Consider the following 25,807-nt stretch of genomic DNA (forward strand, 5'->3'; position numbering starts at 1 on the left):
CCCCCGCCATGCCCCCCGATCCCCTTCCCGCGTTCGATCCCGCCCGTTTCAGCCGTCTTGGTGTCGGCGGGCACGGCGGGTTGCTGGGCCTCAGCTATCACGCGCACGGCCCCGACTGGTGCGAGCTGCAGCTCCCCTATCGTGACGATCTCGTCGGCGATCCCGACAGCGGCGTGCTCGCGTCGGGGCCGATCCTGACGATGATGGACATGGCGACCAGCCTCGCGGTGTGGACCCGGCTCGGGACGTTCCGCCCGCACGCGACGCTTGATCTCCGGATCGATTACCTGCGCCCCGCGACGCCGGGCAAGACCGTGATCGGCCGCGGCGAATGCTATCGCATCACGCGCTCGATCTCGTTCGTGCGCGGCCAGGCGCATGACGGCGACCCGGCCGATCCGCTCGCGCATGTCGCGGGCACCTTCATGTTCACGGACGCCGCCTGATGCTCCCGCCTTATGCCCAGACGCTCGGGATCGAGGTTGCTGCGGGCGACGATCCGATCCTGCTGACGATGCCGTTCGAACAGGCGCTGACCGGGCGACCCGGCTGGCTCCACGGCGGCGCGATCGGCGGGTTGCTCGAGATGGCGGCGATCGTCGCGGTGCGGCAGGCGCTCGCCGAGGATGGCGGCGGGCAGATCAAGCCGATCAACGTCACGGTCGATTACATGCGCGGCGGGCGCGACAAGCCGACCTTCGCGCGCGGGACGGTGACGCGGCTCGGCGGCAGGGTCGCCAATGTCGAGGCGATCGCGTGGCAGGACGACCCCGCCAAGCCTATCGCGGCGGCGCGGATGAACTACCTGATCGCGCGGGGATGATGCCGCGCGGTCCGCTTCCCCTCGTGATTGCGGTGGTGGTGCTGCTCGCGGGGTGTTCGTCGGACGACAAGGAAGCGCGCCGCCGTGCCGCCGGTCCCGCGCCGACGGTGAAATCCTACGCACGGGTCGCCAGCGCAGCCGCCGGGGCGCGGATCTTCACGCGCTGTTCCGCGTGCCATTCGGTCGGGCAGGGCGCGCCCGATCTAGGCGGGCCGAACCTGCACGGGGTGATCGGCGCGGAAATCGGCCAGAATCGCCCGCGCTTTGCCTATACCGCCGCGCTGCAGCAGGTCGGCGGCAGATGGACTCGCGCACGGCTGGACGCGTGGCTCGCCGATCCGCAGCGCTTTGCGCCCGGGACCGCGATGGCGTTCCCGGGGCTGGCCGATCCGCTCGATCGCGCGGACGTGATTGCCTATCTGGAAACGCAGCGGTGACCGGGATCGGAACTGATCAGGGACCGGCTTCCGTTCGCTTCGAGCGAAGTCGAGAAGCCGCAACAGGCGCTGTGCCAGGTTTCTCGACTACGCTCGAAACGAACGGGTAAAAGCGGCGGCGTATCCGGGCGCGCGACCCGGCCTCCGCTACAGCGAGCGTCCGATCAGCTCCTTCATGATCTCGTTCGTCCCCCCGAAGATCCGCGTCACGCGCGCGGCGCGCCATGCCCGTGCGATCGGATATTCGTTCATATAGCCAGCGCCGCCGTGAAGCTGGAGGCAGGCGTCCATCACTTCCCATTGCAGATCGGTGTGCCACAGTTTGGCGGCGGCGCCCTCCTCGTTGGTCAGCTCGCCCTTCAGATGCCGCGTGATCGCCCAGTCGAGATGCGCCCAGCCGACCTGCAGCTTCGCCTTGAGATCCGCGAGCACGAAGCGGGTGTTCTGGAAATCGAACACCATCCCCGCGAAGGCCTTGCGCGTCTTGGTGAATTCGACCGTCTCGTCGAACGCCTTCTGCGCCGACGCATGGACCGACACCGCGATCGAGAGGCGTTCCTGCGGCAGCTGGCTCATCAGATAGATGAAACCCTTGCCCTCCTCGCCGAGGCAATTGGTCATCGGGACGCGGACATCCTCGAAGAACAGCTCGGAGGTGTCGGCGGCATCCTGCCCGATCTTGTCGAGCTTGCGGCCCTTGCTGAACCCCTCGCGGTCGCTTTCGACCAGAATGATCGACATGCCCTTCCACGCGGGCTTGGCATCGGGATCGGTCTTGGCGACGACCAGCGTCAGGTCGGTGTTCTGGCCGTTGGTGATGTAGGTCTTGGAGCCGTTGATGACATAGTGGTTGCCATCCTTCTTCGCGGTCGTGCGGATCGCCTGGAGGTCGGATCCGGTGCCGGGTTCGGTCATCGCGATCGCGGTGATCACCTCGCCCGAGACGAGCTTGGGCAGCCACTGCGCCTTTTGCTCCTCGGACCCGTAAGTCTCGAGATAGCCGCAGACGATGTCCGACTGGAGCGAGAAGCCCGCGGGCACCCCGTTATACGCCATCTCCTCATCGACGATCGCATTATAGCCGAAGTCGAGCCCGAGGCCGCCATACGCCTCGGGTACGGTCGGGCAGAGCATTCCGATCTCGCCCGCCTTGCGCCAGAAATCCTTGGGAACGAGCCGTTCCTCCTCCCAGCGGTTGACGTGGGGGACGCCTTCCTTCTGCAGGAAGCTCCGCACCGTCTGGCGGAACGCCTCGTGATCTTCGGTATACGCAAAGCGGCCAGCGACGGAGTCGAGCGTCATCAGATCAGTCCTCTCTTGCAACCTTCTTTTGACGAGATGTGCGGGGGGATGACGCGAACGTCAATCACTATCGCGACAGCCCGCGCTCGACACGCCCGGGCAGGGGGGTATGCTAGGTCAAAATCGCAGGAGAGTTCATGAAACTGGCAAGCCTCAAGTCCGGCCGCGACGGCACCCTCGTCGTCGTGTCGAACGATCTCGCGTGGTATGCTGACGCCAGCCACATCGCCCCCACGCTGCAGGCGGCGCTGGATGACTGGGACCGGCTCGCCCCCGATCTCGCGAATCTCAGCACCGATCTGGAGCATGAGATGATCCCGATGCGGCGCTTCCACGAACATGCCGCCGCCGCGCCGCTGCCACGTGCGTATCAGTGGGCCGACGGCTCGGCCTATGTGAACCACGTCGCCTTGGTGCGTCAGGCGCGCGCGGCGGAGATGCCCGACAGCTTCTGGCATGATCCGCTGATGTATCAGGGCGGGTCCGACGGGTTCCTCGGCCCGCGCGACGCGATCCCGCTCGCGGACGAGAGCTGGGGCTGCGATTTCGAAGGCGAGGTCGTCGTGGTGACGGGCGACGTGCCGCAGAGCGCAACGCGAGAAGAGGCACTGGCGGCGGTACGGCTGGTCGGGCTGACCAACGACGTGTCGCTGCGCAACCTGATCCCAGGCGAGCTCGCCAAGGGCTTCGGTTTCTTCCAGTCCAAGCCAGCGAGCGCTTTCTCGCCGGTGTTCGTCACGCCGGAGTCGCTTGGTGACTCGTGGCAGGACGGCAAGCTCCACCGCACGCTGATGATCGACCTCAACGGCCAGCCGTTCGGGCGCGTCGCGGCGGGCGAGGACATGACCTTCGATTTCGGCACGTTGATCGCGCATGCCGCGAAGACGCGCGCCTTGGGCGCGGGGACGATCGTCGGGTCGGGGACCGTTTCCAACCGCGATTCGGATGGCGGACCGGGCAAGCCGATCGCAGCGGGCGGCGTCGGTTATGCGTGCCTTGCCGAGGTGCGAACGGTCGAGACGATCCTCGAGGGGGGCGCGAAGACGCCGTTCCTTAAGGCGGGCGATACCGTGCGGATCTGGGCGGAGGACGACAAGAGGCACCCGATCTTCGGGGTGATCGAGCAGACGGTGGGGTGAGGTAGCGCGCGCGGCCTTCTTTGTGCGTACCACCCCGGTTGGACAGCACCACCCCGGCGAAGGCCGGGGCCCAATCGCGCAGGCTGCTGCATCCTGCGTGGCGCTTAGCGACGATCGTCCCGCATTGGGCCCCGGCCTTCGCCGGGCTGGTCGAGCGCGGTATGGTTGGGATGCCGAAAGCGACGGAACGCCACGGAAATTGCGCCACCCGGCGCAGACCCCCTCGCCAAGCCCCGCGAAATTTTATAACAACGCCGCGCATAGAACGAATCTGCCCGCTGGCCGTCGGCCGGAGAGGCGTCCGCTTGGAGAGTATATGGCACGCGACCCGGTCCCGGCCCATCTGAAGAAGAACCTGCCTCCGCTGTCGCTCTATGTGCCCGAACCCAAGTTCCGGCCCGGCGACGCGGTCGACTTCACGCAGGTTCCGATTCCCGCAGCGGGCGAAACCCGCCGCCCCGACATTGGCGATACGGCGCAGAGCTTTACCGATCTCGCGTATCAGCTGGTCCGCGTGCTCGACGAGGATGGCCAGGCGGTCGGCCCGTGGAACCCGCGGCTGTCCCCGGATACATTGCGCGCGATGCTGCGCAGCATGGCGCAGGTCCGTGCGTTCGACGAACGCATGTTCCGCGCGCAGCGGCAGGGCAAGACGAGCTTCTACATGAAGTGCACCGGCGAGGAAGCGGTCGCGGTCGCCGCGGCCTATGCGCTCGATTACGAGGACATGTGCTTCCCGTCCTATCGCCAGCAGGGCCTGCTCATCGCGCGCAACTGGTCGATGGTCGACATGATGAACCAGATCTATTCGAACAGCGCGGATCGGTTGCAGGGCAAGCAGTTGCCGATCATGTATTCGGTCAAGGAAGCCGGCTTCTTCTCGATCTCGGGCAATCTAACCACGCAATATCCGCAAGCAGTCGGCTGGGCGATGGCGAGCGCCGCCAAGGGCGACACGCGGATCGCGGCGACATGGTGTGGCGAGGGATCGACCGCCGAGGGCGATTTCCACTCGGCGTGCACCTTCGCGAGCGTCTACCGCGCGCCGGTGATCTTCAACGTCGTCAACAACCAGTGGGCGATCTCGTCCTTCTCTGGGTTCGCGGGTGCGGAATCGACGACGTTTGCGGCGCGCGCGGTCGGCTACGGGATCGCAGGGCTCCGCGTCGACGGGAATGACGCGCTCGCGGTCTATGCCGCGACCGCCTGGGCGGCGGAGCGCGCGCGGACCAATCAGGGGCCGACGCTGATCGAGCATTTCACCTATCGCGCCGAAGGCCATTCGACTTCGGACGATCCCGGCCAGTATCGCTCGGCGGGCGAGCCGACCGCATGGCCGCTCGGCGACCCGATCGCGCGGTTGAAGGCGCATCTCATCGCGCTCGGCGAATGGGACGAGGAGCGCCACGCGGCGCAGGACAAGGAACTCGCCGAAATGGTCAAGGCCGCGCAGAAGCAGGCCGAGACCAACGGCGTGCTCGGCCACGGCCTGCACCAGCCGCTCGACTCGCTGTTCGACGGCGTGTTCGAGGAGATGCCGTGGCATCTGAAGGAACAGCAGGCGCAAATGATCGCCGAGGAAACCGCCAGCGGCCGCCCGTGGGCGCGCAAGTGATGGGCACGCATCCTAGCGGCGCAGCCAGCATATCCTTCCTCTTCCTTCGCGTCTTAGCGTCTTTGCGTGATCAAGATTTTCTCACGCAAAGCCGCAAAGCCGCAAAGAAGGTTTTTAGAGCCGCAGTCGCGGCGGGTGCAGCAGCATGACCGATTCGACTCGCATGAACATGATCCAGGCGATCAACTCCGCCATGGACGTGATGATGGACCGCGATCCCGACATCGTCGTGATGGGCGAGGACGTCGGCTATTTCGGCGGCGTGTTCCGCGCGACCGCCGGGCTCCAGAGCAAATACGGAAAGACCCGCGTGTTCGACACGCCGATCACCGAATGCGGGATCATCGGCGTCGCGGTCGGCATGGGCGCGTACGGCCTGCGCCCGGTGCCCGAAATCCAGTTCGCGGATTACATCTACCCCGCGCTCGACCAGTTGGTCAGCGAGGCGGCACGGCTCCGCTATCGCTCGGCCGGGGAATTCACCGCGCCGATCACGGTGCGCTCGCCGTTCGGCGGCGGCATCTTCGGCGGGCAGACGCACAGCCAGAGCCCCGAGGGAATCTTCACGCACATTTCGGGCGTGAAGACAGTGATCCCCTCGACCCCCTATGACGCCAAGGGCCTGCTGATCGCGGCGATCGAGGACAATGATCCGACGATCTTCTTCGAACCCAAGCGAATCTACAACGGCCCGTTCGACGGCCATTGGGACAAGCCGACGCAGAACTGGTCGCAGCATCCCGCGGGCGAGGTGCCGACCGGCTATTACAAGATCGAGCTCGGCAAGGCGAAGGTCGTGCGGCCCGGCGAAGCGCTGACGATCCTCGCGTACGGCACGATGGTCCACGTCGCGCTCGCGGTGATCGCGGAAGCCGGGGTCGACGCCGAGGTGATCGACCTGCGCACGTTGGTGCCGCTCGACATCGAGACGATCGCGGCATCGGTGGAGAAGACCGGGCGCTGCATGATCATCCACGAGGCGACGCGGACCAGCGGGTTCGGCGCGGAACTGTCGGCGCAGGTGCAGGAGCGCTGCTTCTATCACCTCGAAGCGCCGATCGAGCGCGTCACCGGGTTCGACACGCCCTATCCGCACAGCCTTGAATGGGCGTATTTCCCGGGTCCGGTCCGGATCGGCGAAGCGCTCAAGAAGATTATGAAGGACGCATGACGTGGCCTTTGCCCCACCCGTTCGTGTCGAGCGAAGTCGAGACACCTGCGCGGCCCCAGTTTCTCGACTTCGCTCGAAACGAACGGATCTAGTGTAATGGCACGCTTTACCTTCAAGCTCCCCGACATCGGCGAAGGCATTTCCGAGGCGGAGATCGTCGCCTGGCACGTAAAGGTCGGCGAACGCGTCGAGGAGGACCAGCAGGTCGCCGACATGATGACCGACAAGGCGACGGTCGAGATGGAATCGCCGGTTTCGGGCGTGGTGGTCGAACTGGCGGGCGAAGTCGGCGATCAGGTGTCGATCGGCGCGGCGCTGGTGGTAATCGAGACCGATGCCGACGTGTCGGCGGAGGAAGCGCCTGCGTTGCGGAGCGACGAACCGGCGGAGCTCAAGGCAGCGCCGCCGAGCGCGGAGCAGGTCGAAGTCGCGCAACAATATGAGGCGGAGAATCCCGGGGTGGAGGAGGTCGTTCCTTCACCCTCTCCAGCTTCTTCTTCCCCGGCGGAGGCCGGGGCCCAGTCGAGGCCGGCTGGTAACGAAGCGCCGTCCTCACCAACCTCGACCTCCGCGACTGGGCCCCGGCCTTCGCCGGGGAAGGAAGAAGAGAAGAAGAGCGTTCTCGCGTCCCCCGCCGTCCGCGCGCGCGCGGCCGACCTAGGCGTCGACCTCTCGCAGATCAAGGCAGAGGGCGACCGCATCCGCCACAGCGATCTCGACGCATTCCTCCGCTACGGCAGCGGCCAGGGCTACCACGCCCCGCACGCCTCGAACGCGCGCGCGGACGAGGCGATCAAGGTCATCGGCATGCGCCGCCGCATCGCCGAGAACATGGCCGCGTCGAAGCGCGCGATCCCGCATTTCACCTATGTCGACGAAATCGACGTCACCGCGCTGGAAGCAATGCGCGCCGACCTCAACGCAAACCGCGGCGGCCGCCCCAAGCTGACGCTGCTCCCGCTGCTGATCGTCGCGATCTGCAAGACGATCCCCGCCTTCCCGATGCTCAACGCGCGCTATGACGACGAGGTGGGCGTGGTCACGCGGCACGGCAGCGTGCACTTAGGCATGGCGACGCAGACCGACGCGGGCCTCACCGTCCCCGTCATCCGCGACGCGCAGGACCGCAACGTCTGGCAGCTCGCGACCGAGATCGTCCGCCTTGCGGAGGCGGCACGCGCGAACAAGCTCGCGTCCAGCGAGATGGGCGGCGGCACGCTGACCGTCACCTCGCTCGGCCCGCTCGGCGGGATCGCGACGACGCCGGTCATCAACCGCCCCGAAGTCGCGATCATCGGGCCGAACAAGATCGTCGAACGGCCCATATTTGTCGGCGATGAGATCGTGCGGGCGAAGCTGATGAACCTGTCGATCAGCTGCGATCACCGAGTGGTCGACGGCTGGGATGCCGCGAGCTTCGTCCAGGCGCTGCGCAAGTATCTGGAAACGCCGGTCCTGCTTTTCGCGAACTGACCGACGGGGGCGGGGCAGGCGCAGGCGCGCCTTGCCCTCGCCAAACTCCGTCATCCCCGCGGAGGCGAGAAGGACGGCGGTAGGGGAGGAAGGCCTACTCCCCCCGCGTCTTCTGCAACGACCCCGCCATCGATCGCGCCACCCCGCGCGGCGTGAAGCGGATCGCGCCCGCCATCACGCTGTTGAGCAGCCCCGAAACCGCGACCGCGCGGTTCGCCGCCAGCGCGCGCAGCCCGTCGCGGACCACCACGTCGGGCTCGGTCGCGAAACGCTTGAACAGCTCGCTGTCCCCCATGTCCGCGACCTCGGCGAATTCGGTCCGCGTCGGCCCGGGGCACAGGGCCGACACGCGCACGCCGCCCGCCTTCACTTCCTCGTGCAGCCCTTCCGAAAAGCTCAGCACGAACGCCTTGGTCGCATAATAGACGCTCATCCACGGCCCCGGCTGGAAGGCCGCGGTCGAGGCGACGTTGAGGATCGCGCCGTCGCGCCGCTGGAGCATCCCCGGCAGCACCGCATGGCACAATTCCACCAGCGCGCGGCAGTTGAGGTCGATCATCCGTGCCTGCATCGCGCCATCGAGCTCGGCGAACGCGCCGCGCGCGCCGTAGCCCGCGTTGTTGATCAGCGTGGTGACCGCCAGCCCGCGCCGCGCGACTTCGGCGATCAGCGCGGCGGGCGCGCCCGGCGCGGCGAGATCGCTCGCGACGACGTCGGCGGCGACCTGATGCTCGACCCGGATCCGCTGCGCGAGTGCCTCGAGCCGGTCGGTACGACGCGCCACCAGAATGACGTTCTCCCCCGTCGCCGCCACGGCGAGCGCGAAGCGTTCGCCAAGGCCGGCGGACGCGCCGGTGATCAACGTCGTGCCGTGCGCCATGCGATTTCCCCCGATGTGTCCGCGCATGGTAGAGCGCGCGCCGGGTGCGGGCAATCGTCCCACCGGCACGGAGACAGACGATGAAGCGCGAGGTTCGGTTCCCCAATGCGGAAGGCGTGATGCTGGCGGGATCGCTCGAGCGCCCGCCGGGGCGGGTGCGCGCGGTCGCGCTGTTCGCGCATTGCTTCACCTGCACCGCGCAGAGCCATGCCGCGCGCCGCGTCAGCCTCGCGCTCGCCGAACAGGGGATCGCGACGCTGCGGTTCGATTTCACCGGGCTGGGCGCGAGCGAGGGCGCGTTCGCCGACAGCCACTTCAGCGCGAACGTCGCGGACCTCGTTGCGGCGGCGGATTTCCTTGCGGGCGACATCGGCGCGCCCGACATTCTGATCGGCCATTCGCTCGGCGGCGCGGCGGTGATCGCGGCGGCGGAGCATATCCCGGCGGCGCGCGCGGTGGTGACGATCGCCGCACCGTTCGATCCGCGCCACGTGCTGCATCTCATCAAGGGGGCGGACGACCTCGCCGACGAACCGCGCGAGGTGTCGATCGGCGGGCGTCCGTTCCGGATCGGGCGCGAATTCCTCGCCTCGGTCGAGGGACAGGACCAGGCGAACCGGCTCGCGCACCTCAAGCGCGCGCTGCTCGTGCTGCATTCGGCGACCGACGCGACCGTCGGGGTCGAGAATGCGCGCGCGATCTTCGAGGCGGCGAAACACCCCAAGAGCTTCGTCGCGCTGGATGGCGCGGACCATCTGCTGACCGATCCCGCGCAGGCGAGCTACGCCGCGCAGCTCATCGCCGCCTGGGTCCAGCCGTTCCTCGGCGCGGCGATGCCGGTGGGGGAGGTGCCCGAGGGGCATGTCCGCGTGAGCTCGACCGAGGCGAAATTCGTCCAGATCGTCGAATCGGCGGGGCACAGCTTCCTTGCGGACGAGCCGCTCAGGATGGGCGGGAGCGATCTCGGGCCGACGCCCTACGACCTGCTGCTCGCCGCGCTCGGCACGTGCACCGCGATGACGCTCCGGCTGGTCGCGGCGAACGAGGGGATCCCGCTCGATGGTGTCGCGGTGACGTTGCACCACCGTCGCCATCATGCCGATGATTGCGCCGCGGCGGCGGGCGGGCGGCCGCAGATCGAGGTGCTCGAGCGGGTGGTGACGCTGCAAGGCGCGCTGACCAACGCACAGCGCGCACGGATGCTGGTGATCGCGGACAAATGTCCGGTCCATCGCACGCTCGCAGGCGACCCGCGGATCGAGACGCGACTGGCGGAGTGAGGGTAACCTTAGCCGGGATGTAGCGACCATGCGCGGCGATACATCGAGACCGTCAGAGGGAGTGCTTTCCCCAAGCAGATCCCGCTACACGATCTCGAACAACCCCGCCGCGCCCATTCCACCCGCGGTGCACATCGACACCACGACCCAGCGCACCCCGCGCTTGCGTCCCTCGATCAGCGCATGGCCGACGAGCCGCGACCCGGTCATCCCGAACGGATGCCCGATCGCGATCGCGCCGCCGTTGACGTTATACTTTTCCGGGTCGATCCCGAGCGTGTCGCGGCAGTAGAGGCATTGCGACGCGAACGCCTCGTTGAGCTCCCACAACCCGATATCCGCCACGCTCAGCCCCGCGCGCGCGAGCAGCTTGGGGATCGCGAAGACCGGGCCGATCCCCATCTCGTCGGGCGCACACCCCGCCGCCTGGAACCCGCGGTACAGCCCGAGCACGTCGCGCCCCTCCGCCTTGGCGGTGGCGTGATCCATCACGATCTGCGCCGATGCGCCGTCCGAGAGCTGGCTCGCATTGCCCGCGGTGATCGTCTCGCCCGGGCCCGTGAATTCGCCGCCCGGCCACACCGTCTTGAGTCCGGACAGCCCCTCCAGCGTCGTGCCGGGGCGAATGCCCTCGTCCTGCGCGAGCGTGACGGTCTCGCTCCCGGTGCGGGTGCCCGCCTTGTCGAACAGCGCCTTCTCGACCGTGATCGGCGCGATCTCCTCGACGAACGCGCCCGTCTCGAGCCCGCGCGCGGCGCGCTGCTGGCTCTGCGCCCCATAGGCGTCCTGCGCGGCGCGGGTGATGCCGTAGCGTTGCGCGACGATCTCGGCGGTCTCGATCATCGGGATATAGGCGGCTGGCTCGCGCTCGGTGACCGAGCTGTTGACGAAACGCGGCGCATCCTTGGTGACGGTCAGGCTCACCGATTCCATCCCGCCCGCGAGCGCGACGTCGATCTCGTCGCACAGGATCGACCGCGCGGCGAGCGCGATCGCGGTCAGTCCCGAGCCGCATTTGCGATCGAGCGTGAAAGCGGGGACGGTCTGCGGCAGTCCCGCGGCGAAGGTCGCCATCCGCCCCGCGTTGCCGCCCTGGCTGCCCCATTGGTTGCCGACACCCCAGAAGATCTCGTCGATCCGCGCGGGGTCGATTCCGGCACGCTCGACCGCGGCGTTCATCACGTGGGCGGCCAGCACCGGCGCCTCGGTCACGTTGAACGCACCGCGATACGCCTTGCCGATCGGCGTCCGGGCGGTGGAAACGATCGCGGCTTCACGCATGACGGGGGACCTTTCGAGGATCGGGTATGGTCGGGTTGTAGAGGGGGATCGCTGGCGACGTAAAGCCTTTGCGTTCGTTTGGGGGGCGTTTTGGCGGCGGCGGTCTGCAGGGCGGGGGCAGGGGCGGGGGGCGGCGTTTTCCTACCGAGCGTCACCCTGAACTTGTTTCAGGGTCCACCGCGCCCCGAGTCCGGTCCGTGCCTGTCTCGCGGTGGATGCTGAAACGAGTTCAGCATGACGGCGGTGGGATGGTGCAGGTGCAGAAGGGCGCGGGCGCTAGGAAGCCACGCACCGGGTTCTGTTTGCCGCGCACTGGCCCTATGGCAGCCCACATGACCTCTTCCCAAACCTATGATGCCATCATCCTCGGCGCCGGCGCCGCCGGGCTGATGACCGCCGCGATCGCGGGCCAGCGCGGGCGGCGCGTGCTGCTGATCGACCATGCCGACCAGATCGGCAAAAAGATCCTGATCTCGGGTGGCGGGCGGTGCAACTTCACGAACGTCAACACCGCGCCCGACCGCTACATCTCCGCCAACCGGCATTTCGCCAAGTCCGCGCTGGGGCGCTACACCGCCGCCGATTTCATCGCGCTGGTCGATCGCCACGGGATCGCGTGGCACGAGAAGACGCTCGGGCAATTGTTCTGCGACGGTTCGGCCAAGCAGATCGTCGCGATGCTCCAGGACGAATGCGATGCGGCGCGGGACGGGGGCGCGGTCGAGATCGCGCTCGGCGGCGCGGTGCGGGACGTCGAGCATGCCGACGGCCAGTATCGCGTCAGTGTCAGCGCACGCACGGCGACCGCGCCTGCGCTGGTGATCGCCACCGGCGGCCCGTCGATCCCGCAGATGGGCGCGACCGGCTTCGCTTATGATCTCGGCCGCCGCTTCGGGATGAAAATCGTCGAACCGCGCCCCGCGCTCGTGCCGCTCACGCTCGGCGGCGAGGAAACGCTGTTCCGCTCGCTCTCGGGAGTCGCCGCCGAAGTGGTCGCCAAGGTCGGCAAGACGCACTTCCGCGAGGCGGCCTTGTTCACGCACAAGGGGCTGAGCGGCCCGGCGATCCTGCAGGTGTCGTCTTATTGGCGGCACGGCGAGCCGGTCGGGATCGACTTCCTCCCCGCGTTGAAGCCCGGCTGGCTGGTCGCGGCGAAGCATGCGCGCCCGCGCGTGTCGCTGGCGTCGGCCTTGTCGAACCATTTGCCCGGGCGGCTGGCGGAGACGCTCGCCGACCGGCTCGGGGTCGAGGGCGAGATGGGCGCATCGACCGACAAGGCGATCGACGCGGCCGCGCGACAACTCGCGGACTGGCGCTTCACGCCGAATGGCACCGAGGGGTTCGCCAAGGCCGAGGTGACGGCGGGGGGGATTTCCACGACGGAGCTGTCCTCGCAGACGATGGAGTCGCGCAAGGTGCCGGGGCTGTATGCGATCGGCGAGGCCGTCGACGTGACCGGGTGGCTTGGCGGGTATAATTTCCAGTGGGCGTGGGCGAGCGGTTGGGCGGCGGGGATGGCGGTCTAGGCCTGGCGCTCCCGCGCGGCGCGCCCGCCAAAATGTTTGCTCCCGACACCTGAATGTGTATGATGCGCACGATGAAAAGCGCCGATCTCATTCGTGAGTTAAAATCGGCGGGATGGATGCTCGATCGCGTGCGTGGATCGCACCACGTGTTCACCCATCCGGATCGCGGCGGCCATATCGTCGTACCGCACCTCAAGAAGGATCTGGGGGCGGGACTGGTCGCGGCGATCCGCAAGCAGGCGAAGATCTGAGGAGGCTCCCGTGCGCTACCCCATCGCGATCGAACCCGGCACCGAAACCACCGCATTCGGCGTGGTCGTGCCAGACCTCCCCGGCTGTTTCTCCGCCGGGGATACGTTGGACGAGGCGCTGCGTGGGGCCGAAGAAGCCGCTGCCGCCTGGATCGACGCGGCCCTCGATTCCGGCAGCGGCGTACCCCTGGCGCGAAGCCTAGATACGGTGCGGCTTGACCCGGCCTTTGCCGGATGGGGTTTCGGCGTGATCACCCTCGACCCGGCGCTGTTCGAGGACACGATCGAGCGCGTCAACGTAACCCTGCCGCGACGCGTGCTGAAGCGGCTCGATGCGATGGCGCGGGCGGCGGGAGTAAGCCGGTCGAGCTACATCGCGCAGATGACGCTCGACCCTTCGCAATGGGATGCGGAACGCGCGGCTTAGTCGTTTTCCACACCCCCCGTGCATTTTCCGCACACCCGTGCTAGGGGCCTGATTTGGCGCGCGCCCCCGCCGCCCCCATATTCGGAATACCATGCCCTTTACACACCTCCCCACGCTTCTTGCCGAAGCGCTCTCCGCCCGTGGCTATGCCGCGCCGACCCCCGTCCAGGCCTCGGTTATCGAACCGCAGGCGGAAGGCCGCGATCTGATCGTGTCCGCGCAGACCGGGTCGGGCAAGACCGTCGCCTTCGGCCTCGCGATCGCCCCGCAATTGCTGACCGAGGAGGAAGGTCGCCTCCCGCCGCCGCGCGCGCCGCTGGCGCTCGCGATCGCGCCGACGCGCGAACTCGCGCTCCAGGTCAGCCGCGAGCTCGAATGGCTCTACGCCAAGGCCGGCGCGCGCATCTCGACCTGCGTCGGCGGCATGGATGCCAGTCGTGAGCGTCGTTCGCTCAGCCACGGCGCGCATATCGTTGTCGGCACGCCGGGCCGTCTGCGCGATCATATCGAGCGCGGCGCGCTCGACCTGTCCAACATCAAGGCGGTCATCCTCGACGAAGCCGACGAGATGCTCGACATGGGCTTCCGCGAGGATCTCGAACTGATCCTCGACGCCTCGCCCGAGGGACGGCGTACACTGCTGTTCTCGGCGACGATGCCCAAGTCGATCGTCGCGCTCGCGAAGCGCTACCAGAAGGATGCGCTGCGCATCTCGACCGTCGGCGAGGACCGTGGTCACGGCGACATCAGCTATCAGGCAGTCACCGTCGCGCCCGCGGATATCGAGAATGCGGTCGTCAATTTGCTCCGCCTGCACGAAGCCGAGACCGCGATCCTGTTCTGCGCGACGCGCGACAATGTCCGCCATCTCCATGCCGGGCTGATCGAGCGCGGGTTCGCCGCGGTCGCCTTGTCTGGCGAGCATAGCCAGAACGAGCGCAACAGCGCGATGCAGGCGCTTCGGGATAAGCGCGCGCGCGTCTGCGTCGCGACCGACGTTGCCGCGCGCGGGCTCGATCTCCCGTCGCTCAGCCTCGTCATCCACGTCGAGCTTCCGCGCGATGCCGAGACGCTCCAGCATCGCTCGGGTCGTACCGGCCGCGCGGGCAAGAAGGGCACCGCGATCCTGATCGTGCCGTATCAGCGCAAGCGCCGCGTCGAGATGATGCTGCGCGGTGCGCGGATCGCGGTCGAGTGGATGAACGCGCCGACCGTCGACGACATCCGCAAGGCCGACAAGTCGCGGCTGATGACGATGCTGATGGAAGACGTCGAGATCGACGAGGACGATCGCGCCTTGGGTGCGCAGTTGCTCGAGAAGAAGAGCCCCGAGGATATCGCAGCCGCGCTGGTCCGCAGCTATCGCGCGCGGATGCCCGCGCCCGAGGAGATGATCGAGGCGAGCGGCTCGGGTGCCGGTGGCGCATCGCGTGAAGCGGGCAAGGAGCATCATCGCGACGGCTTCGACGACGTGGTGTGGTTCCGCATGGACATCGGCCGCCGCCAGAACGCCGATCCGCGCTGGATCCTGCCGCTGATCTGCCGTCGCGGGCACATCACCAAGAACGAGGTCGGTGCGATCCGCATCGCCGCGAACGAGACGATGTTCCAGGTGCCGAGCGCGATCGCGAGCAAGTTCATGTCCGCGGTCAAGCGTACCGAAGGCCAGGAAGCCGAAGGCGCGGTCCAGTTCGAGGCGGTCCAGGGCGGCCCCGAACAGGCCGAACGCGCACCGCGTCGCGCGAACGGCCCCGCGCCGGTCCGCCACGCCCCGCGCCCGACGCTCCGTCCGGCGGGTGGTGCGACGCGGCGTCCGCGCTCGTAAACTCACTTCTCTCTAACAGCACTTCCCCGGCGGAGGCCGGGGCCCAGTAGGAAAGGTCGTTGTTACGGGGCACAGCACCCGCCAATCAACCGCCCGCGACTGGGCCCCGGCCTTCGCCGGGGAAGCAATGTCGCGACACCATCGGCATCCCGGCTTTCCCACTTGTCGTTCCCGATCCGGAATGTCGGATTCTGCTTCCTCGCAGCGAGCTAGGCGGCGCGCGCTGCCGGGGATATGACGACGACATGAATTGCGCTTTTACCAACGAGCATCGAATTAGCCGCCCAGCCTGATCCGTCAGGCTGGGTCATGATCGGCTAATTCTGGTGTTCAGGTGATGGATGACGCAAAATCTGGTGCGCGAGCGGCAAGCCATGCTCGCAGGTATGAAGCCCGTCCTCAAAGAGGGCGCTTACTTTTTCTGCACAACCAATGACGGATTCATTGCAGCCGCACTATTGCGGTGCAGTTTGGCAATCTTTCGGGAGGACGAAGGCGTTGCAATAGTCCTCATCGAGGACGATGCTCGCCAACACGGCTTCGACGTATCCATGCCGATGCGCCGGATCGTGTTGGAGGTGTATTCTGCGCTCGACGGCGTCGGCCTGACAGCCGGCGTCGCAACGGCACTCGCGGATGATGGCATCCCCTGCAACATGATCGCAGCCTATCATCACGATAATGTGTTTGTCCCCGCGTCGATGGCGGAGCGAGCAATCCGTATTCTCCAAGACGTCCAGCGCGAGGCTGCATCCGCCGAACGCTAGAAAGCTACTCGGCTCGCGCCACTTCCGACGCTGCGTCCAGCGGGCGGGGCTCCACGACGTCCGAACTCTTGAGATCGCTCCTCTCCAAAAAGCGCTTCCCCGGCGGAGGCCGGGGCCCAGTAGCGAAGATCGTTGTTACGGAGCGCAGCGCGCGCCAATCAACCGCACGCGACTTTGCTCCGGCCTTCGCCGGGGAAACACTCCGCGAAGCGAGGGGATCGGGCGACCTTATCTCCAGATCGATCGTGCGGCCGGTTAATCCCGCACCGGTAGCAACCACCGCCCCACTGGCGTGTTGAGCCTCCGCACGCCGGTTCACCCCGGCCCCGAATTGCAAGCGAGGCGACAATGGTTTCATCGAACGAACTGACGACGGCCCTGGATGCGGCGCTCGTCACGGCCCGGGCGGAATATCGGAAAGCCGTGATCGAACTCGCCACGCGCGAAGCCGCCAAGCACACGTCGGCCGACCGCGAACCCGCGGACGTCGAGCAGATCCACCACGCGCGCACTCGGGTGATCGCGCTTGATGCCGCGCGCGACGAGCTGTCGCAGATGATCGAGGAAGGCGCGCCCCTCGGCAGCGCGTGACGCGGTGCCCAAACCCTTTCCATCCCGCGCGCCAAACGCTAACGCGCGTCCCATGAACGCACCGCTTCCCAAGGCCTGGGTCATGGCCATCGCTCCCTATGTCCCGGGTCGCTCGACCACGGATGGCGATGCCCCCGTGATCAAGTTGTCGTCGAACGAGAACCCGCTCGGCACCAGCGCGCAGGCGGTCTCCGCCTTCTCGCGCCACGCGGGCGACCTCGCGCGCTATCCCGATGCGGGCGCCGTTGCGCTGCGTGAGGCGATCGCGGCGCATCACGATCTCGATCCCGCGCGCGTCATCTACGGCACCGGGTCGGACGAAGTGCTCCACCTGATCGCGGGGGCCTATGCGGGCCCGGGCGACGAGGTGATCCAGGTCCGCTACGGCTTCGCAGTCTATGAGATCGCGACCCGCCGCGTCGGCGCGACGCTCGTTACCGCCGACGACAGGGACCATGCCACCGACGTCGACGCGATCCTCGCCTGCGTCACCGATCGGACGCGTGTCGTGTTCGTCGCCAACCCCAACAACCCGACCGGCACCTTCGCACGCAAGGACGAGATCGCGCGGCTGCACGCCAGCCTGCCGAAGCACGTCATGCTCGTGCTCGACCAGGCCTATGCCGAATATCTCGCCCCCGAGGACGACGACGGCGGGCTCGAGCTGGCGCGTACCCAGCCGAACGTGATCGTCACGCGCACCTTCTCCAAGATCCACGGCCTCGCTGCCGAGCGGATCGGCTGGGGCTATGGATCGGAAGAGGCGATCGCCGCGATGCACCGCATCCGCGCGCCGTTCTGCTGCACCACCGCGGGGCAGGAGGCGGCGATCGCGGCGCTCGGCGCGGCGGATTTTATCGCCCAGTCGCGCGAGCACAACCGCGTGTGGCGCGCGTGGTTCGCGGACGAGATGGCGAAGCTCGGCAACGCGGGCCTGCGTCCCGTGCCGAGCGAAGCGAACTTCGTGCTCGTCCTGTTCGAAGGCACCGTCACCGCCGAGACCGCGTACAAGGCATTGCTCGAGCGTGGCTATATCGTGCGCTGGTTGCCGGGGCAGGGGCTCGCCAACGGGCTGCGCATGACGATCGGCACCGAGACCGAGACGCTCGGGCTCGCGGCCGCGTTGCGCGAGATCGTCGCGGGGTGATCCGCGCGCCTCGGATACGGGCCTTGGCCTTCGACGTGTTCGGGACCGTCGTCGACTGGCGGACGAGTATCGCGCGCGAGGCGAGCGCGTTCTTCGCGGCGGCGGGCGTGACCGGGATCGACCCGCACGCCTTCGCCGACGCGTGGCGCGGGCTGTATCAGCCGGCGATGGAAGAATGCCGCTCCGGCCGGCGGCCGTACACGCGGCTCGACGTGCTCAACCGCGAGACGCTCGATGCCTTGTTGGCGAAGCATGGCGTCGTCGCCGATCCCGAGCACGTCGCCGACTTCGCGCTGGCGTGGCGGCGGCTCGATCCGTGGCCGGATTCGGTCGCGGGGCTGACGCGGTTGAAGGCGCAGTTTCCGATCGTCACGCTGTCGAACGGCAATGTCGCGCTGATGCTGCACCTCGCGCGGTTCGGCGGCTTGCCATGGGACGCGATTCTCGGCGCGGAGGCGACCGGTATCTACAAGCCGCTGCCCCAGGCCTATCTCGGGACCGCCGACATCCTCGGCATCGCGCCCGAGGAACTGTGCCTGGTCGCGGCGCATCACAGCGATCTCGCGGCGGCGCGTGCGTGCGGGTTGCGGACCGCTTATGTCGACCGGCCGGACGAACTCGGCGGTGCGCCCAAGCCCGATCGCGCGGCGGCGCAGGAGTGGGACTATACGGCAGGCTCGTTGACCGAACTCGCCGACCTGCTGGACGCTGGCGCGCGCGCCGACCGCTAGCCAAGGTCACTGTAACCCGTTCAATATGAAGGGGTCTTGGAATAGCGACTGCGCGCGCTTGTTCCCGAACGCAGCGTCACCCTGAACTCGTTTCAGGGTCCACCGTGGCCCGACGGCTGGCCGGGCAGGCGGAAAGGTGGATGCTGAAACAAGTTCAGCATGACGGAGGTTTTGTATCGCGGCCCCGCGAATTTACTCCCACACCCAACGTCACCCCGCTCACCTCAGAATCTGCATCAACGTCGGCAAGTCGAGGATCGGCGCGAACTTGAAGCCGATGTCGCCGTCGCGCGTCCAGCGCACGAACCCCGCGCGCGGCGGGATGCCGTCGAGGATCAGGCACCCCGGCGTATCCGGCCGTATCAACCCTGCGCCGCGCAACCGCGCCCCACCCGCACTGAGATCGACCAGCTCGACCGCGACCATCGACCCCGCAACGCGGAATTGCGCCAGCCGGTTGGTCGCGAACCGCGGCGCGCGCGCGCAATAGCCTTGGCGCGTCCCGCGGTCCGACACGGTTGCCAGGTCCTGCGGCGAATCGAACGCGAGCCCGACCAGGAACCCGCGGTTCCACACCACCCGCGCGGTGCACGGCCCGAGCCCGCGCATCTCGAACTGGAGCTGCTGGCCGATCACGGGCACCGTCAGCGTCTCGATCTTCGCGCCGCCCACCGACAGATCGCGGACGAAACAGAACATCTCGCACCCGTCGAGGTTGAGCTTGCCCGTCGCGAGCACGCGGCGATAGCGTTCGTCCTCGCGCCGTTCGGTGACGGTGGCGGGCACGGCGATGGGGGCCATGAAGGTCATCGAGTCTCTCCCAGACGTAAGGCATAAGCTGTGGCCGGCGGCGCGCATCACTTCGCGCCCCCGAAGATCGTGCGGCCGGCGCGGCCGAGCGACCATTGGTCGAACTTGAGCCGCGCGGTGACATAGCCGCCCGAGCGCGTGTAGCGATCCGCCTCGAAATCGCGGTCGCGATACCCCGTGATGTTGTAGCCGACCGAGATCCACACGTTCTGCGCGGGCGACACTCCGGCGGACGGCCCGCCGCTGAACGCCACGCTGCCGCGGTCCCACGCGTGCTGGACCGATCCCTGCATCCCGACGTCGAAGCGGCGGCCGAGATCGCGGCGCAGGTCAAATCCGATCACGTCGATGAACCCGGTGTAATCGTCGTCGCCGAAGCTGCCGCGGACCCACTTCGCGCCGTAATAGACCGTCGCCTCGAACCCGTGGCCAGCGCCTTCCGGTCCGGTCCGGTAATTGACCGCAAGGTTGTTGATGAAGCGCAGCGTCGACTGGAAGCCGCCGCCGACTGCAGGGACGCCGATGACGTTGCGATCGGTGATCCCCGCATCCGCGCGTTCGTTCCGCGCCTGGAGCCGCTCGAGCAGCGACCAGTGGCTGTCCTGCGGGCGCAGCGCGAGCGCGAGGTCGGCGGTGCCGAACGATGCCTTCGCGCCGCGCGTGTCGGTCAGGTCCGAATAATGCACGCTTGCCGCCAGCGTCCGGCCTGCCCCGAGCGACCGCAGCACGTCGTTGTTGATCGTCCAGCGGTCGCTCTGGTCCGAGCGGCGATATTCGAGGCGGCCGTTCCACGACCACAGCGCCGCGCGATACCCGGCGCCGAGTGTCGCCGCGACATAATCGCCGTCATTGCCATATTGCCCTGCGATCGGCGTGTTGGCGGTGCTCGCGAACGCGTTGACCAGCGCGCCCGTCGGTACCCGCCCGCGCAGCGTGGTGTTGGCGTCGAGCGTCAGGTCGAGCGTCCAGCGCTTGCTCAGCTTGAGCGACTGGTTGAGGCCATATTGCGCATAGGTGCGCTGCCCGTTCTCGCCCCCGGTCGACGCGGTGCTGCCGGTCGGCGTCGCGGCCTGGCTCGCGGCCTGCTGGTTGAGCGTGCTCATCAGCTTCGCGCCCGACCACGGTGCGACGTCGAACCCGACGCGTGCGGTGTTGGCGGTGAAGTCGCGGCCCTGCGCGATCTCGTATCCGGCGAGCAGGCGCACCCCGTCGCTGACCCGCAGCGCGGCGGTGACTTGCTGGCGCAGCGGGAAATCGACGCTCTCCTTGTCGCCGCCCGGCGCGACCTGCGCCTGCGCGCCGATCGTCAGTTTGCCCCCGAACAGGTCCTGCGTCCCGCCCAGCGTGAGCAGCCGCGAGTGGCGTGCCTTGCCGTCGATCCCGGTGTCGTCGGCATAGGTGCCGCCGATGAACAGCGTGCCGCGCGTCCGGCGATATTCGAGCCGGGTCTCGGCGGCGGTGCGCATCCCCGGCGTGTCGAGCTGGGTCGCGTTCCACGCGGTCAGCGTCAGCGCGAGCTTGTCGAGCAGCGCGACGCGCCCGTCGATCCCGAACTTGCGCGTGCCCGCCTCGACGATGTTCTGCTGGCCGAGCCCGAAGCCGCGATCCTGGCTGCGTCCGTAGGCGAGCAGGTCGATCCGCCGCGTGTGGATCTCGCCCTCGGCGAGCCAGGCGCGTCCGGTCGCGAGCCCGAGCTTGCCCCCGGTGGCGACTTCGCCGCGGATTTCGGTGTTGGCGGTCGGCTTGGCCTTGAGGTCGAGCCCCGCGACGGTCGCATTGCCGACGCTCTCGTCGCGCAGCACGCTCGCGCCGATCTGCGCGCGGCCCTTGGCGAGGCGCAGTGCGGCGCGGCCGCCTGCGGCGAGCTGGCGGGTGCGGCCTTCGGTCTCGTAATCGACGACGATGAACACCGGGTTGTTGTTCGCATCGCGCCCGAGGATCGGCTCGCGGAAGCGGATCGTGCCGGCGCTCGAGTCGATGTCGTAATCGATGTGGCGGGTCATCAGCCTGGTCGACAGGATCCGCTCGGGGCGGATCCGGTCGCGCGTCTCGATCCGCAGCTTGTCGCTGTTGGGGACGATGGTGCGGCCGGACAGGCGATACGGGCCGGACAGGCCGTTGCCCTGAATCTCGTCGCGGCCATAGAGCTGGTCGGTGTCCGCCGCGAACGCGCTGAACAGGATGCGATTGCCCTGGTACTCGGCCTTCACCCCGTTGAGCGTGCGGCTGTAGCGGGTGAGTTGCGTATCGGTCAGCCCGGTCTCAAAATCGCCGAGTAGCGCGTACAGGTTGCGGCGTTCCAGCCGGAGGTACAGCTTGCGCTGGGTGGCGGCGTCATAGCCCTGCTGCGACCCGTCGCCATAGACCGTGTAATAGCGATCGGGGTCGATCGTGCCGAGCAGCCCGCGCGTGCGGTCGATCGTGCGGTCGCTGTCATAGGCGATCGTCGCGAGCCACGATCCCTTGATCCGCCCCTTGGCATAGAAGGCGATCTGCCCGTCGGTGACGACGCCCTCGCGCATCCCGCGCGGCAGCCGGGTGGTACGCGTCTTGAGCGTATCATAGCCGAGCGTCCCCGACCCGAAGCCGACGATCACCCAGTCCCGCTGCGCGCCCGCGAGCCACGCGCGGATGTCGCTGGTACGGATCTGCTCCTTTTCGGCCAGCGCGAGCGAGACATGCACCGCGCCCGCCTGCGTGGTCGGCTCGAGCGCGATGAACGCGAGACCGTCGTCGCCGGTGACGCGCGCGGTGGCGGATGCCTTGCCACGGCCTTCGAGCGGGCGGCGCTGCGCCAGTTCGGCGTCGATCGCGGCGGCATAGGGCTGGTCGACCGTGAAGGGCACGACCGTCCCGTCGCGGACCGGGCGGCCGTCGCGATCGGTCACGCGCACCGCGATCAGCGGGCGGGTCAGGCCGTCGGCGACGAGGCGGCTCTTGTCCGGCGCATAGACCGCGCGCACCGGCGCACCCGACGAGTGGACCGTCTGTTCGAGCGTGGTGACGAGCTTGCCGTCGGCATCGAGTACGCGCGCGACGATCCGGTTGTCGCCGGCCTTGAGCCCCAGCCCCGACCAGCGCGACACCGCGACGCTCTTGTCCGGCGCGGTCTCGGTCGTGTCGAAGTTGAGCGCCTCCGCCAGCACGCCGTTGACGCTGAGCGCGATGCGCTGGCTCGGCAGATGCTTGACGACGACGCGGGTGACGGGTGCGCGCGGGTTGGTGTCCGCGGTCGGGAACAGGATCGCGGTTCCGGCGGCCTGCCCGCCGAGCCAGTCGCGGTCGCCCGCCGCGATGCTGTCGCTCGCGACCGTGATCGGCAGCGCGTTGGCGGTGGCGGCCTTCACGCCGGTCGGGCGGAGCTGGAAGTCGACTCGCTTGAGCACCCCGCCCTGCGCCTCGACGAAGCGCGAGATCGCGCTGCCCGCGGTGCGCGTGTCGCTGTCGCACGCGACCGGCTGGTGCGAGGCGGGGAGGCTGTTGGTGTCGAGCTGGACGACGTGGCGGCCCGGGCGGATGCCCTCGACGTGATAGTATCCGTCCTTGTCGGTGACGACGAAGGTGCCGTCCTCGAGCAGCAGGCGAATCCCGCGGATGCCGATCCGCCCGCTGTCGGGGTCGCCGCAACCGCCTTCGGTGACGCGCCCGATCAGCGTGAAGCCGCTGGTGAACAGCAGCGGGGTGATCCGCACAGAAGCCGCCGCCTCGTTGCTGGTGGCACCCGCGCTGCCTGCCGCAAGCACGCGGTTGAGCGCCTCGCCGCTCGGTGCGCCCGGCGCGACCGAGACGACGTAGCGGATGTCGACGCGCTGCCCCGGCGCGATCGGCGGGACCGCGAAATCGAGCGTCCGGCTGTCCGCCGCGGGCACCGCCTCGGCCGCACCCCGCGTCGACCCGCGTTCGTAGCGCAGTCCCGTCGGCAGGATGTCGGTCAGGTGGATGTTGCGCGCGGAATCGGTCCCGCGATTGGTCACGCTCACCAGATATTGCACGAAATCGCCCGGCGACGCCTCGCGCACCGACGCGGTCTTGGCGATCAGCAGCGCGCTCGCGCCCGCGCGGTCGAGCGGAATGTCCGAATAGAACGGGTTGGGCGTGTCGATCGTGAAGCGTTTGCCGAACGACGCGTCGTTGAGGATGAAGGGGACCCCGGTCGGATCGCGCAGCGCGGTCAGTTCCGCGAGCGATTTCGTGCTCGGCGCGGTATAGGCGCCGGGCGGGACGATGCGCAGGTGGTAGGTGCCGGGCGCGACGAACGGGAAGCGGTAATTGCCCTGCGTGAACGTGTAATTCCGCCCGCTCGCATCGGTCGCCTGCGTCCCGCTGACGACGGTCGACGGGTAGCGGCTGGTGCCGTCGTCGCCGAACACGACCGCGGGCTGGTCCGCGTCGTCGAGCAGCGAGACGGTCGCGCCGTCGATCAGCGCGCCGGTGCCCGAATCGAACACATAGCCCGCCGGATCGACCAGGATCGACGCGGACGACGCGAGGCTGAAGTCATCCTCCTGGAACGACAGCGTGAAATTGGCGCCGCGCCCGCGCGTCACGTCGCATGGCGCGATCTCCGGGGTGCCACCGCCCTTTTCGGGAACGCCGCCCGCGAACACGCCCGTGTCCGGCCCCGTCTCGAGCAGCTCGATCGAGCCGGTCGTGGTCGGCGTCGTCACCGTGATCCGCGAGATTTCGCGTGCGTTGGGGTCGCGATTGCCACCCGCATTGTCGAGCACGAGGATCAGCGGCTCGCTGGTGTCGAGCGCCGCCACCCTGGGCGCGGTGGCAAGCGTCGCGGCGTCGATCGGCGCGGGGGTGAATTTCTGCGGCGACGTCTCGCATTTCAGTCCGGTCAACTGATACCCGATGGGCAGCAGGCGGAAACTGAGCGTGGTCGGGCGCTTGGTGCGGTTGACGTCGAGCGTCACGCTGTTCGACGAAATCGATTGTCGGCCGCTCGAGGCGTCGAAGCCGAGCGTTGCCGTATTGGCGATCCGCGTCACATCGGCCGCTATCCCCGGGGAAGCGCTCCCGGAGACGACGGCGGCTAGCCCGAGGAGGGCGCCGAAATGGGCGATATGCCTGGATCTGGACATGGCGGGGCGTTCCCCGGCGCACGGGTTTCGCGCGCCGAGGGGACACTTCTCCTGTTGGGGTGGACGCGCGGGCGGCTAGTTGATCGTCACCTTGAACGCGACCGCGATACTCCCGCCGCCACCGACCGTGCCGACCATCGCGTTGACGTTCTTGGTGGTGCTGTTGAACGAGGCGGTGACGCCGTCGGTCTCGCCCGCGTCATCCGCATCGTCATCCTCGGTCGAACCGAGCAGAACGCAGGTTCCGCCCGGCGTGCCGATCGTGATCGACCCCGGAACGTACGTGGTGTTGGCGGGGACCACGTCGTTGAGCTGCACCCCGTTCGCCGCGGTCAGCAACGTCGCGTTGCGGACGAGCAGGCAATATTGCACCGTCGCGCCGGGAAGCGACTTCGGATTGCCGACGCTCACCCCGTCCGACAGGACCAATGCCGATTTGGTCACCGTCAGCGCGACGTTGCGCGTGCCGATCTCATAGGATGCATAGGCGCGGCCCTGGCCGTTGCGGATGATGTCGATGCCGATCCCGTCATTGTCGTCATCGGCGAAGACGATGTCGACGGTATTGTCGGCGTTGGCGAGGTTGGTGTCGGTCGGGATCAGCGCATTGCCCTGCGTATTGGCCTGTCCGCCGTTCGCGACGGTCACGTGGAGATCGACATTGGCCTGGCTGAGCGTGCCCGACCCGGGAACGTTGCCGACGATGAACACTGCGACCGAGGCATCGGGCGCGAGTTCGTCGATATAGGTCCGCGTGTCGACGCCCGCGTCATAGACGCCGTTGTTGTTCGAATCGACGAACACCTTGAGGTTGAGCATGTCGAAGTCGTCGATCCCGGTGACGAGCCCGTTGACGATCTGCGATTGGTCGGCCTCGAGCAGAAAATCCTGGATCCCGTTGGTGGTGTTGGTCACGCGGAACGTGGTCACCGCATCGGTCTGGCCGAGGTTGACCTGCGTCTTGGTGCCGCCCTGGTCGGCGACCACGGTGAAGTTGACCTTGCGATCGACCACGAAGGTCGCGGTGGTCGAGTTGGTCGTCTGCGCGGTGCCGTTCACGGTGTAGGTGACCGAGGCGGTGTTGCTGATGCTGGTGCCGGCGGTGGTGTTCTGCGCGGCGCTCTGCGCCTGCGCGCTGCCCGTGCCGATCGCGATGCTGGCGACCGCGGCGGACCCCGTCAGCAGCATGGTGCGAACCCTGTTCCGTAACATGATGTGATACTCCCTGTTCTACACGTTGGTCT

Annotated in this window: 22 protein-coding genes; 16 read left to right on the forward strand and 6 right to left on the reverse strand. The window is 67.9% G+C overall.

The window, feature by feature from the left end:
• The first annotated feature begins 8 nt into the window (after nucleotides 1–8).
• The 3 genes from RH91_RS08905 to RH91_RS08915 are packed head-to-tail and all read left to right on the forward strand — an operon-like array spanning nucleotide 9 to nucleotide 1,260.
• The gene (locus RH91_RS08905; RefSeq protein ID WP_010162344.1) at nucleotides 9–446 is read left to right on the forward strand and encodes a PaaI family thioesterase; all 438 of its coding nucleotides are present in this window, start codon (nucleotides 9–11) and stop codon (nucleotides 444–446) included.
• The gene (locus RH91_RS08910; RefSeq protein ID WP_010162345.1) at nucleotides 446–823 is read left to right on the forward strand and encodes a PaaI family thioesterase; all 378 of its coding nucleotides are present in this window, start codon (nucleotides 446–448) and stop codon (nucleotides 821–823) included. Before RH91_RS08905 ends, RH91_RS08910 begins: the two co-directional genes overlap by 1 nt.
• On the forward strand, nucleotides 820–1,260 hold the full coding sequence (locus tag RH91_RS08915) for a c-type cytochrome (RefSeq protein WP_010162346.1): 441 nt from the start codon (nucleotides 820–822) through the stop codon (nucleotides 1,258–1,260). The genes RH91_RS08910 and RH91_RS08915 overlap by 4 nt, the downstream gene beginning before the upstream one ends.
• A gap of 147 nt (nucleotides 1,261–1,407) precedes the next feature.
• On the opposite strand, the gene RH91_RS08920 is transcribed toward RH91_RS08915, so the two are convergent.
• Nucleotides 1,408–2,562, reverse strand: a complete 1,155-nt coding sequence (locus tag RH91_RS08920) for an acyl-CoA dehydrogenase family protein (RefSeq protein ID WP_010162347.1) — start codon at nucleotides 2,560–2,562, stop codon at nucleotides 1,408–1,410.
• Between the two features lie 137 nt (nucleotides 2,563–2,699).
• Between RH91_RS08920 and RH91_RS08925 the strand changes: the two genes are divergently transcribed.
• From RH91_RS08925 to RH91_RS08940, 4 genes are all read left to right on the forward strand, one after another.
• Nucleotides 2,700–3,701, forward strand: a complete 1,002-nt coding sequence (locus RH91_RS08925) for a fumarylacetoacetate hydrolase family protein (protein WP_010162348.1) — start codon at nucleotides 2,700–2,702, stop codon at nucleotides 3,699–3,701.
• Between the two features lie 316 nt (nucleotides 3,702–4,017).
• Nucleotides 4,018–5,316 carry a 3-methyl-2-oxobutanoate dehydrogenase (2-methylpropanoyl-transferring) subunit alpha gene (locus RH91_RS08930; RefSeq protein ID WP_010162349.1) on the forward strand — a complete coding sequence of 433 codons (1,299 nt, stop codon included), beginning with the start codon at nucleotides 4,018–4,020 and terminating at the stop codon, nucleotides 5,314–5,316.
• Nucleotides 5,317–5,479: 163 nt separating this feature from the next.
• Entirely contained in the window at nucleotides 5,480–6,487 is a 1,008-nt protein-coding gene (locus RH91_RS08935) for an alpha-ketoacid dehydrogenase subunit beta (RefSeq protein WP_010162350.1), read from the forward strand.
• A 96-nt stretch (nucleotides 6,488–6,583) separates the two neighbouring features.
• A complete protein-coding gene (locus RH91_RS08940; RefSeq protein ID WP_010162352.1) occupies nucleotides 6,584–7,960 on the forward strand; it encodes a dihydrolipoamide acetyltransferase family protein in 1,377 nt (458 codons plus the stop codon).
• A gap of 94 nt (nucleotides 7,961–8,054) precedes the next feature.
• On the opposite strand, the gene RH91_RS08945 is transcribed toward RH91_RS08940, so the two are convergent.
• Nucleotides 8,055–8,840, reverse strand: coding sequence for an SDR family NAD(P)-dependent oxidoreductase (locus RH91_RS08945; RefSeq protein ID WP_010162353.1), 786 nt, complete (start codon nucleotides 8,838–8,840; stop codon nucleotides 8,055–8,057).
• Between the two features lie 80 nt (nucleotides 8,841–8,920).
• Here RH91_RS08945 and RH91_RS08950 point away from each other — a divergent pair, with 80 nt between their 5' ends.
• Nucleotides 8,921–10,120, forward strand: a complete 1,200-nt coding sequence (locus tag RH91_RS08950; protein ID WP_010162354.1) for a bifunctional alpha/beta hydrolase/OsmC family protein — start codon at nucleotides 8,921–8,923, stop codon at nucleotides 10,118–10,120.
• Nucleotides 10,121–10,204: 84 nt separating this feature from the next.
• On the opposite strand, the gene RH91_RS08955 is transcribed toward RH91_RS08950, so the two are convergent.
• The gene (locus tag RH91_RS08955) at nucleotides 10,205–11,401 is read right to left on the reverse strand and encodes an acetyl-CoA C-acyltransferase (protein ID WP_010162355.1); all 1,197 of its coding nucleotides are present in this window, start codon (nucleotides 11,399–11,401) and stop codon (nucleotides 10,205–10,207) included.
• A 332-nt stretch (nucleotides 11,402–11,733) separates the two neighbouring features.
• Between RH91_RS08955 and RH91_RS08960 the strand changes: the two genes are divergently transcribed.
• From RH91_RS08960 to RH91_RS08995, 8 genes are all read left to right on the forward strand, one after another.
• The gene (locus tag RH91_RS08960) at nucleotides 11,734–12,927 is read left to right on the forward strand and encodes an NAD(P)/FAD-dependent oxidoreductase (RefSeq protein ID WP_010162356.1); all 1,194 of its coding nucleotides are present in this window, start codon (nucleotides 11,734–11,736) and stop codon (nucleotides 12,925–12,927) included.
• 71 nt (nucleotides 12,928–12,998) lie between these two features.
• Entirely contained in the window at nucleotides 12,999–13,178 is a 180-nt protein-coding gene (locus RH91_RS08965) for a type II toxin-antitoxin system HicA family toxin (RefSeq protein WP_029623725.1), read from the forward strand.
• A 10-nt stretch (nucleotides 13,179–13,188) separates the two neighbouring features.
• Nucleotides 13,189–13,605 (forward strand): type II toxin-antitoxin system HicB family antitoxin, encoded by a 417-nt coding sequence (locus tag RH91_RS08970; protein ID WP_010162358.1) that lies wholly within the window; start codon nucleotides 13,189–13,191, stop codon nucleotides 13,603–13,605.
• 91 nt (nucleotides 13,606–13,696) lie between these two features.
• Entirely contained in the window at nucleotides 13,697–15,430 is a 1,734-nt protein-coding gene (locus tag RH91_RS08975; RefSeq protein WP_010162359.1) for a DEAD/DEAH box helicase, read from the forward strand.
• Between the two features lie 341 nt (nucleotides 15,431–15,771).
• Nucleotides 15,772–16,197 (forward strand): ACT domain-containing protein, encoded by a 426-nt coding sequence (locus RH91_RS08980; protein ID WP_029623726.1) that lies wholly within the window; start codon nucleotides 15,772–15,774, stop codon nucleotides 16,195–16,197.
• A 348-nt stretch (nucleotides 16,198–16,545) separates the two neighbouring features.
• On the forward strand, nucleotides 16,546–16,788 hold the full coding sequence (locus RH91_RS08985) for a hypothetical protein (RefSeq protein ID WP_010162361.1): 243 nt from the start codon (nucleotides 16,546–16,548) through the stop codon (nucleotides 16,786–16,788).
• A 52-nt stretch (nucleotides 16,789–16,840) separates the two neighbouring features.
• Entirely contained in the window at nucleotides 16,841–17,935 is a 1,095-nt protein-coding gene (gene hisC, locus RH91_RS08990; protein ID WP_010162362.1) for a histidinol-phosphate transaminase, read from the forward strand.
• Between the two features lie 23 nt (nucleotides 17,936–17,958).
• Nucleotides 17,959–18,666, forward strand: coding sequence for a haloacid dehalogenase type II (locus tag RH91_RS08995; protein ID WP_010162363.1), 708 nt, complete (start codon nucleotides 17,959–17,961; stop codon nucleotides 18,664–18,666).
• A 219-nt stretch (nucleotides 18,667–18,885) separates the two neighbouring features.
• Here the strand turns inward: RH91_RS08995 and RH91_RS09000 are convergent, their stop codons facing one another.
• From RH91_RS09000 to RH91_RS09010, 3 genes are all read right to left on the reverse strand, one after another.
• A complete protein-coding gene (locus tag RH91_RS09000; RefSeq protein ID WP_232283447.1) occupies nucleotides 18,886–19,476 on the reverse strand; it encodes a PilZ domain-containing protein in 591 nt (196 codons plus the stop codon).
• A gap of 47 nt (nucleotides 19,477–19,523) precedes the next feature.
• On the reverse strand, nucleotides 19,524–24,470 hold the full coding sequence (locus RH91_RS09005) for a DUF11 domain-containing protein (protein WP_010162365.1): 4,947 nt from the start codon (nucleotides 24,468–24,470) through the stop codon (nucleotides 19,524–19,526).
• Nucleotides 24,471–24,638: 168 nt separating this feature from the next.
• Nucleotides 24,639–25,775 (reverse strand): hypothetical protein, encoded by a 1,137-nt coding sequence (locus tag RH91_RS09010; protein WP_232283448.1) that lies wholly within the window; start codon nucleotides 25,773–25,775, stop codon nucleotides 24,639–24,641.
• Nucleotides 25,776–25,807: the final 32 nt, after the last annotated feature.

The sequence above is a fragment of the Sphingomonas sp. PAMC 26617 genome (assembly GCF_000242835.1).
Lineage (GTDB): Bacteria > Pseudomonadota > Alphaproteobacteria > Sphingomonadales > Sphingomonadaceae > Sphingomonas.

Excerpts from the sequence above, each read along its gene's own strand:
- RH91_RS08945 (WP_010162353.1), bottom strand. The coding sequence starts at position 8,840 with ATGGCGCACGGCACGACGTTGATCACCGGCGCGTCCGCCGGCCTTGGC.
- RH91_RS08980 (WP_029623726.1), top strand. The coding sequence starts at position 15,772 with ATGACGCAAAATCTGGTGCGCGAGCGGCAAGCCATGCTCGCAGGTATG.
- RH91_RS08930 (WP_010162349.1), top strand. The coding sequence starts at position 4,018 with ATGGCACGCGACCCGGTCCCGGCCCATCTGAAGAAGAACCTGCCTCCG.
- RH91_RS08925 (WP_010162348.1), top strand. The coding sequence starts at position 2,700 with ATGAAACTGGCAAGCCTCAAGTCCGGCCGCGACGGCACCCTCGTCGTC.
- RH91_RS08905 (WP_010162344.1), top strand. The coding sequence starts at position 9 with ATGCCCCCCGATCCCCTTCCCGCGTTCGATCCCGCCCGTTTCAGCCGT.
- RH91_RS08985 (WP_010162361.1), top strand. The coding sequence starts at position 16,546 with ATGGTTTCATCGAACGAACTGACGACGGCCCTGGATGCGGCGCTCGTC.
- RH91_RS08965 (WP_029623725.1), top strand. The coding sequence starts at position 12,999 with ATGAAAAGCGCCGATCTCATTCGTGAGTTAAAATCGGCGGGATGGATG.
- RH91_RS08940 (WP_010162352.1), top strand. The coding sequence starts at position 6,584 with ATGGCACGCTTTACCTTCAAGCTCCCCGACATCGGCGAAGGCATTTCC.
- RH91_RS08955 (WP_010162355.1), bottom strand. The coding sequence starts at position 11,401 with ATGCGTGAAGCCGCGATCGTTTCCACCGCCCGGACGCCGATCGGCAAG.
- RH91_RS09010 (WP_232283448.1), bottom strand. The coding sequence starts at position 25,775 with ATGTTACGGAACAGGGTTCGCACCATGCTGCTGACGGGGTCCGCCGCG.
- RH91_RS09000 (WP_232283447.1), bottom strand. The coding sequence starts at position 19,476 with ATGACCTTCATGGCCCCCATCGCCGTGCCCGCCACCGTCACCGAACGG.
- RH91_RS08960 (WP_010162356.1), top strand. The coding sequence starts at position 11,734 with ATGACCTCTTCCCAAACCTATGATGCCATCATCCTCGGCGCCGGCGCC.
- RH91_RS08975 (WP_010162359.1), top strand. The coding sequence starts at position 13,697 with ATGCCCTTTACACACCTCCCCACGCTTCTTGCCGAAGCGCTCTCCGCC.
- RH91_RS08950 (WP_010162354.1), top strand. The coding sequence starts at position 8,921 with ATGAAGCGCGAGGTTCGGTTCCCCAATGCGGAAGGCGTGATGCTGGCG.
- RH91_RS08935 (WP_010162350.1), top strand. The coding sequence starts at position 5,480 with ATGAACATGATCCAGGCGATCAACTCCGCCATGGACGTGATGATGGAC.
- RH91_RS08910 (WP_010162345.1), top strand. The coding sequence starts at position 446 with ATGCTCCCGCCTTATGCCCAGACGCTCGGGATCGAGGTTGCTGCGGGC.
- RH91_RS08915 (WP_010162346.1), top strand. The coding sequence starts at position 820 with ATGATGCCGCGCGGTCCGCTTCCCCTCGTGATTGCGGTGGTGGTGCTG.
- RH91_RS08920 (WP_010162347.1), bottom strand. The coding sequence starts at position 2,562 with ATGACGCTCGACTCCGTCGCTGGCCGCTTTGCGTATACCGAAGATCAC.
- hisC (WP_010162362.1), top strand. The coding sequence starts at position 16,841 with ATGAACGCACCGCTTCCCAAGGCCTGGGTCATGGCCATCGCTCCCTAT.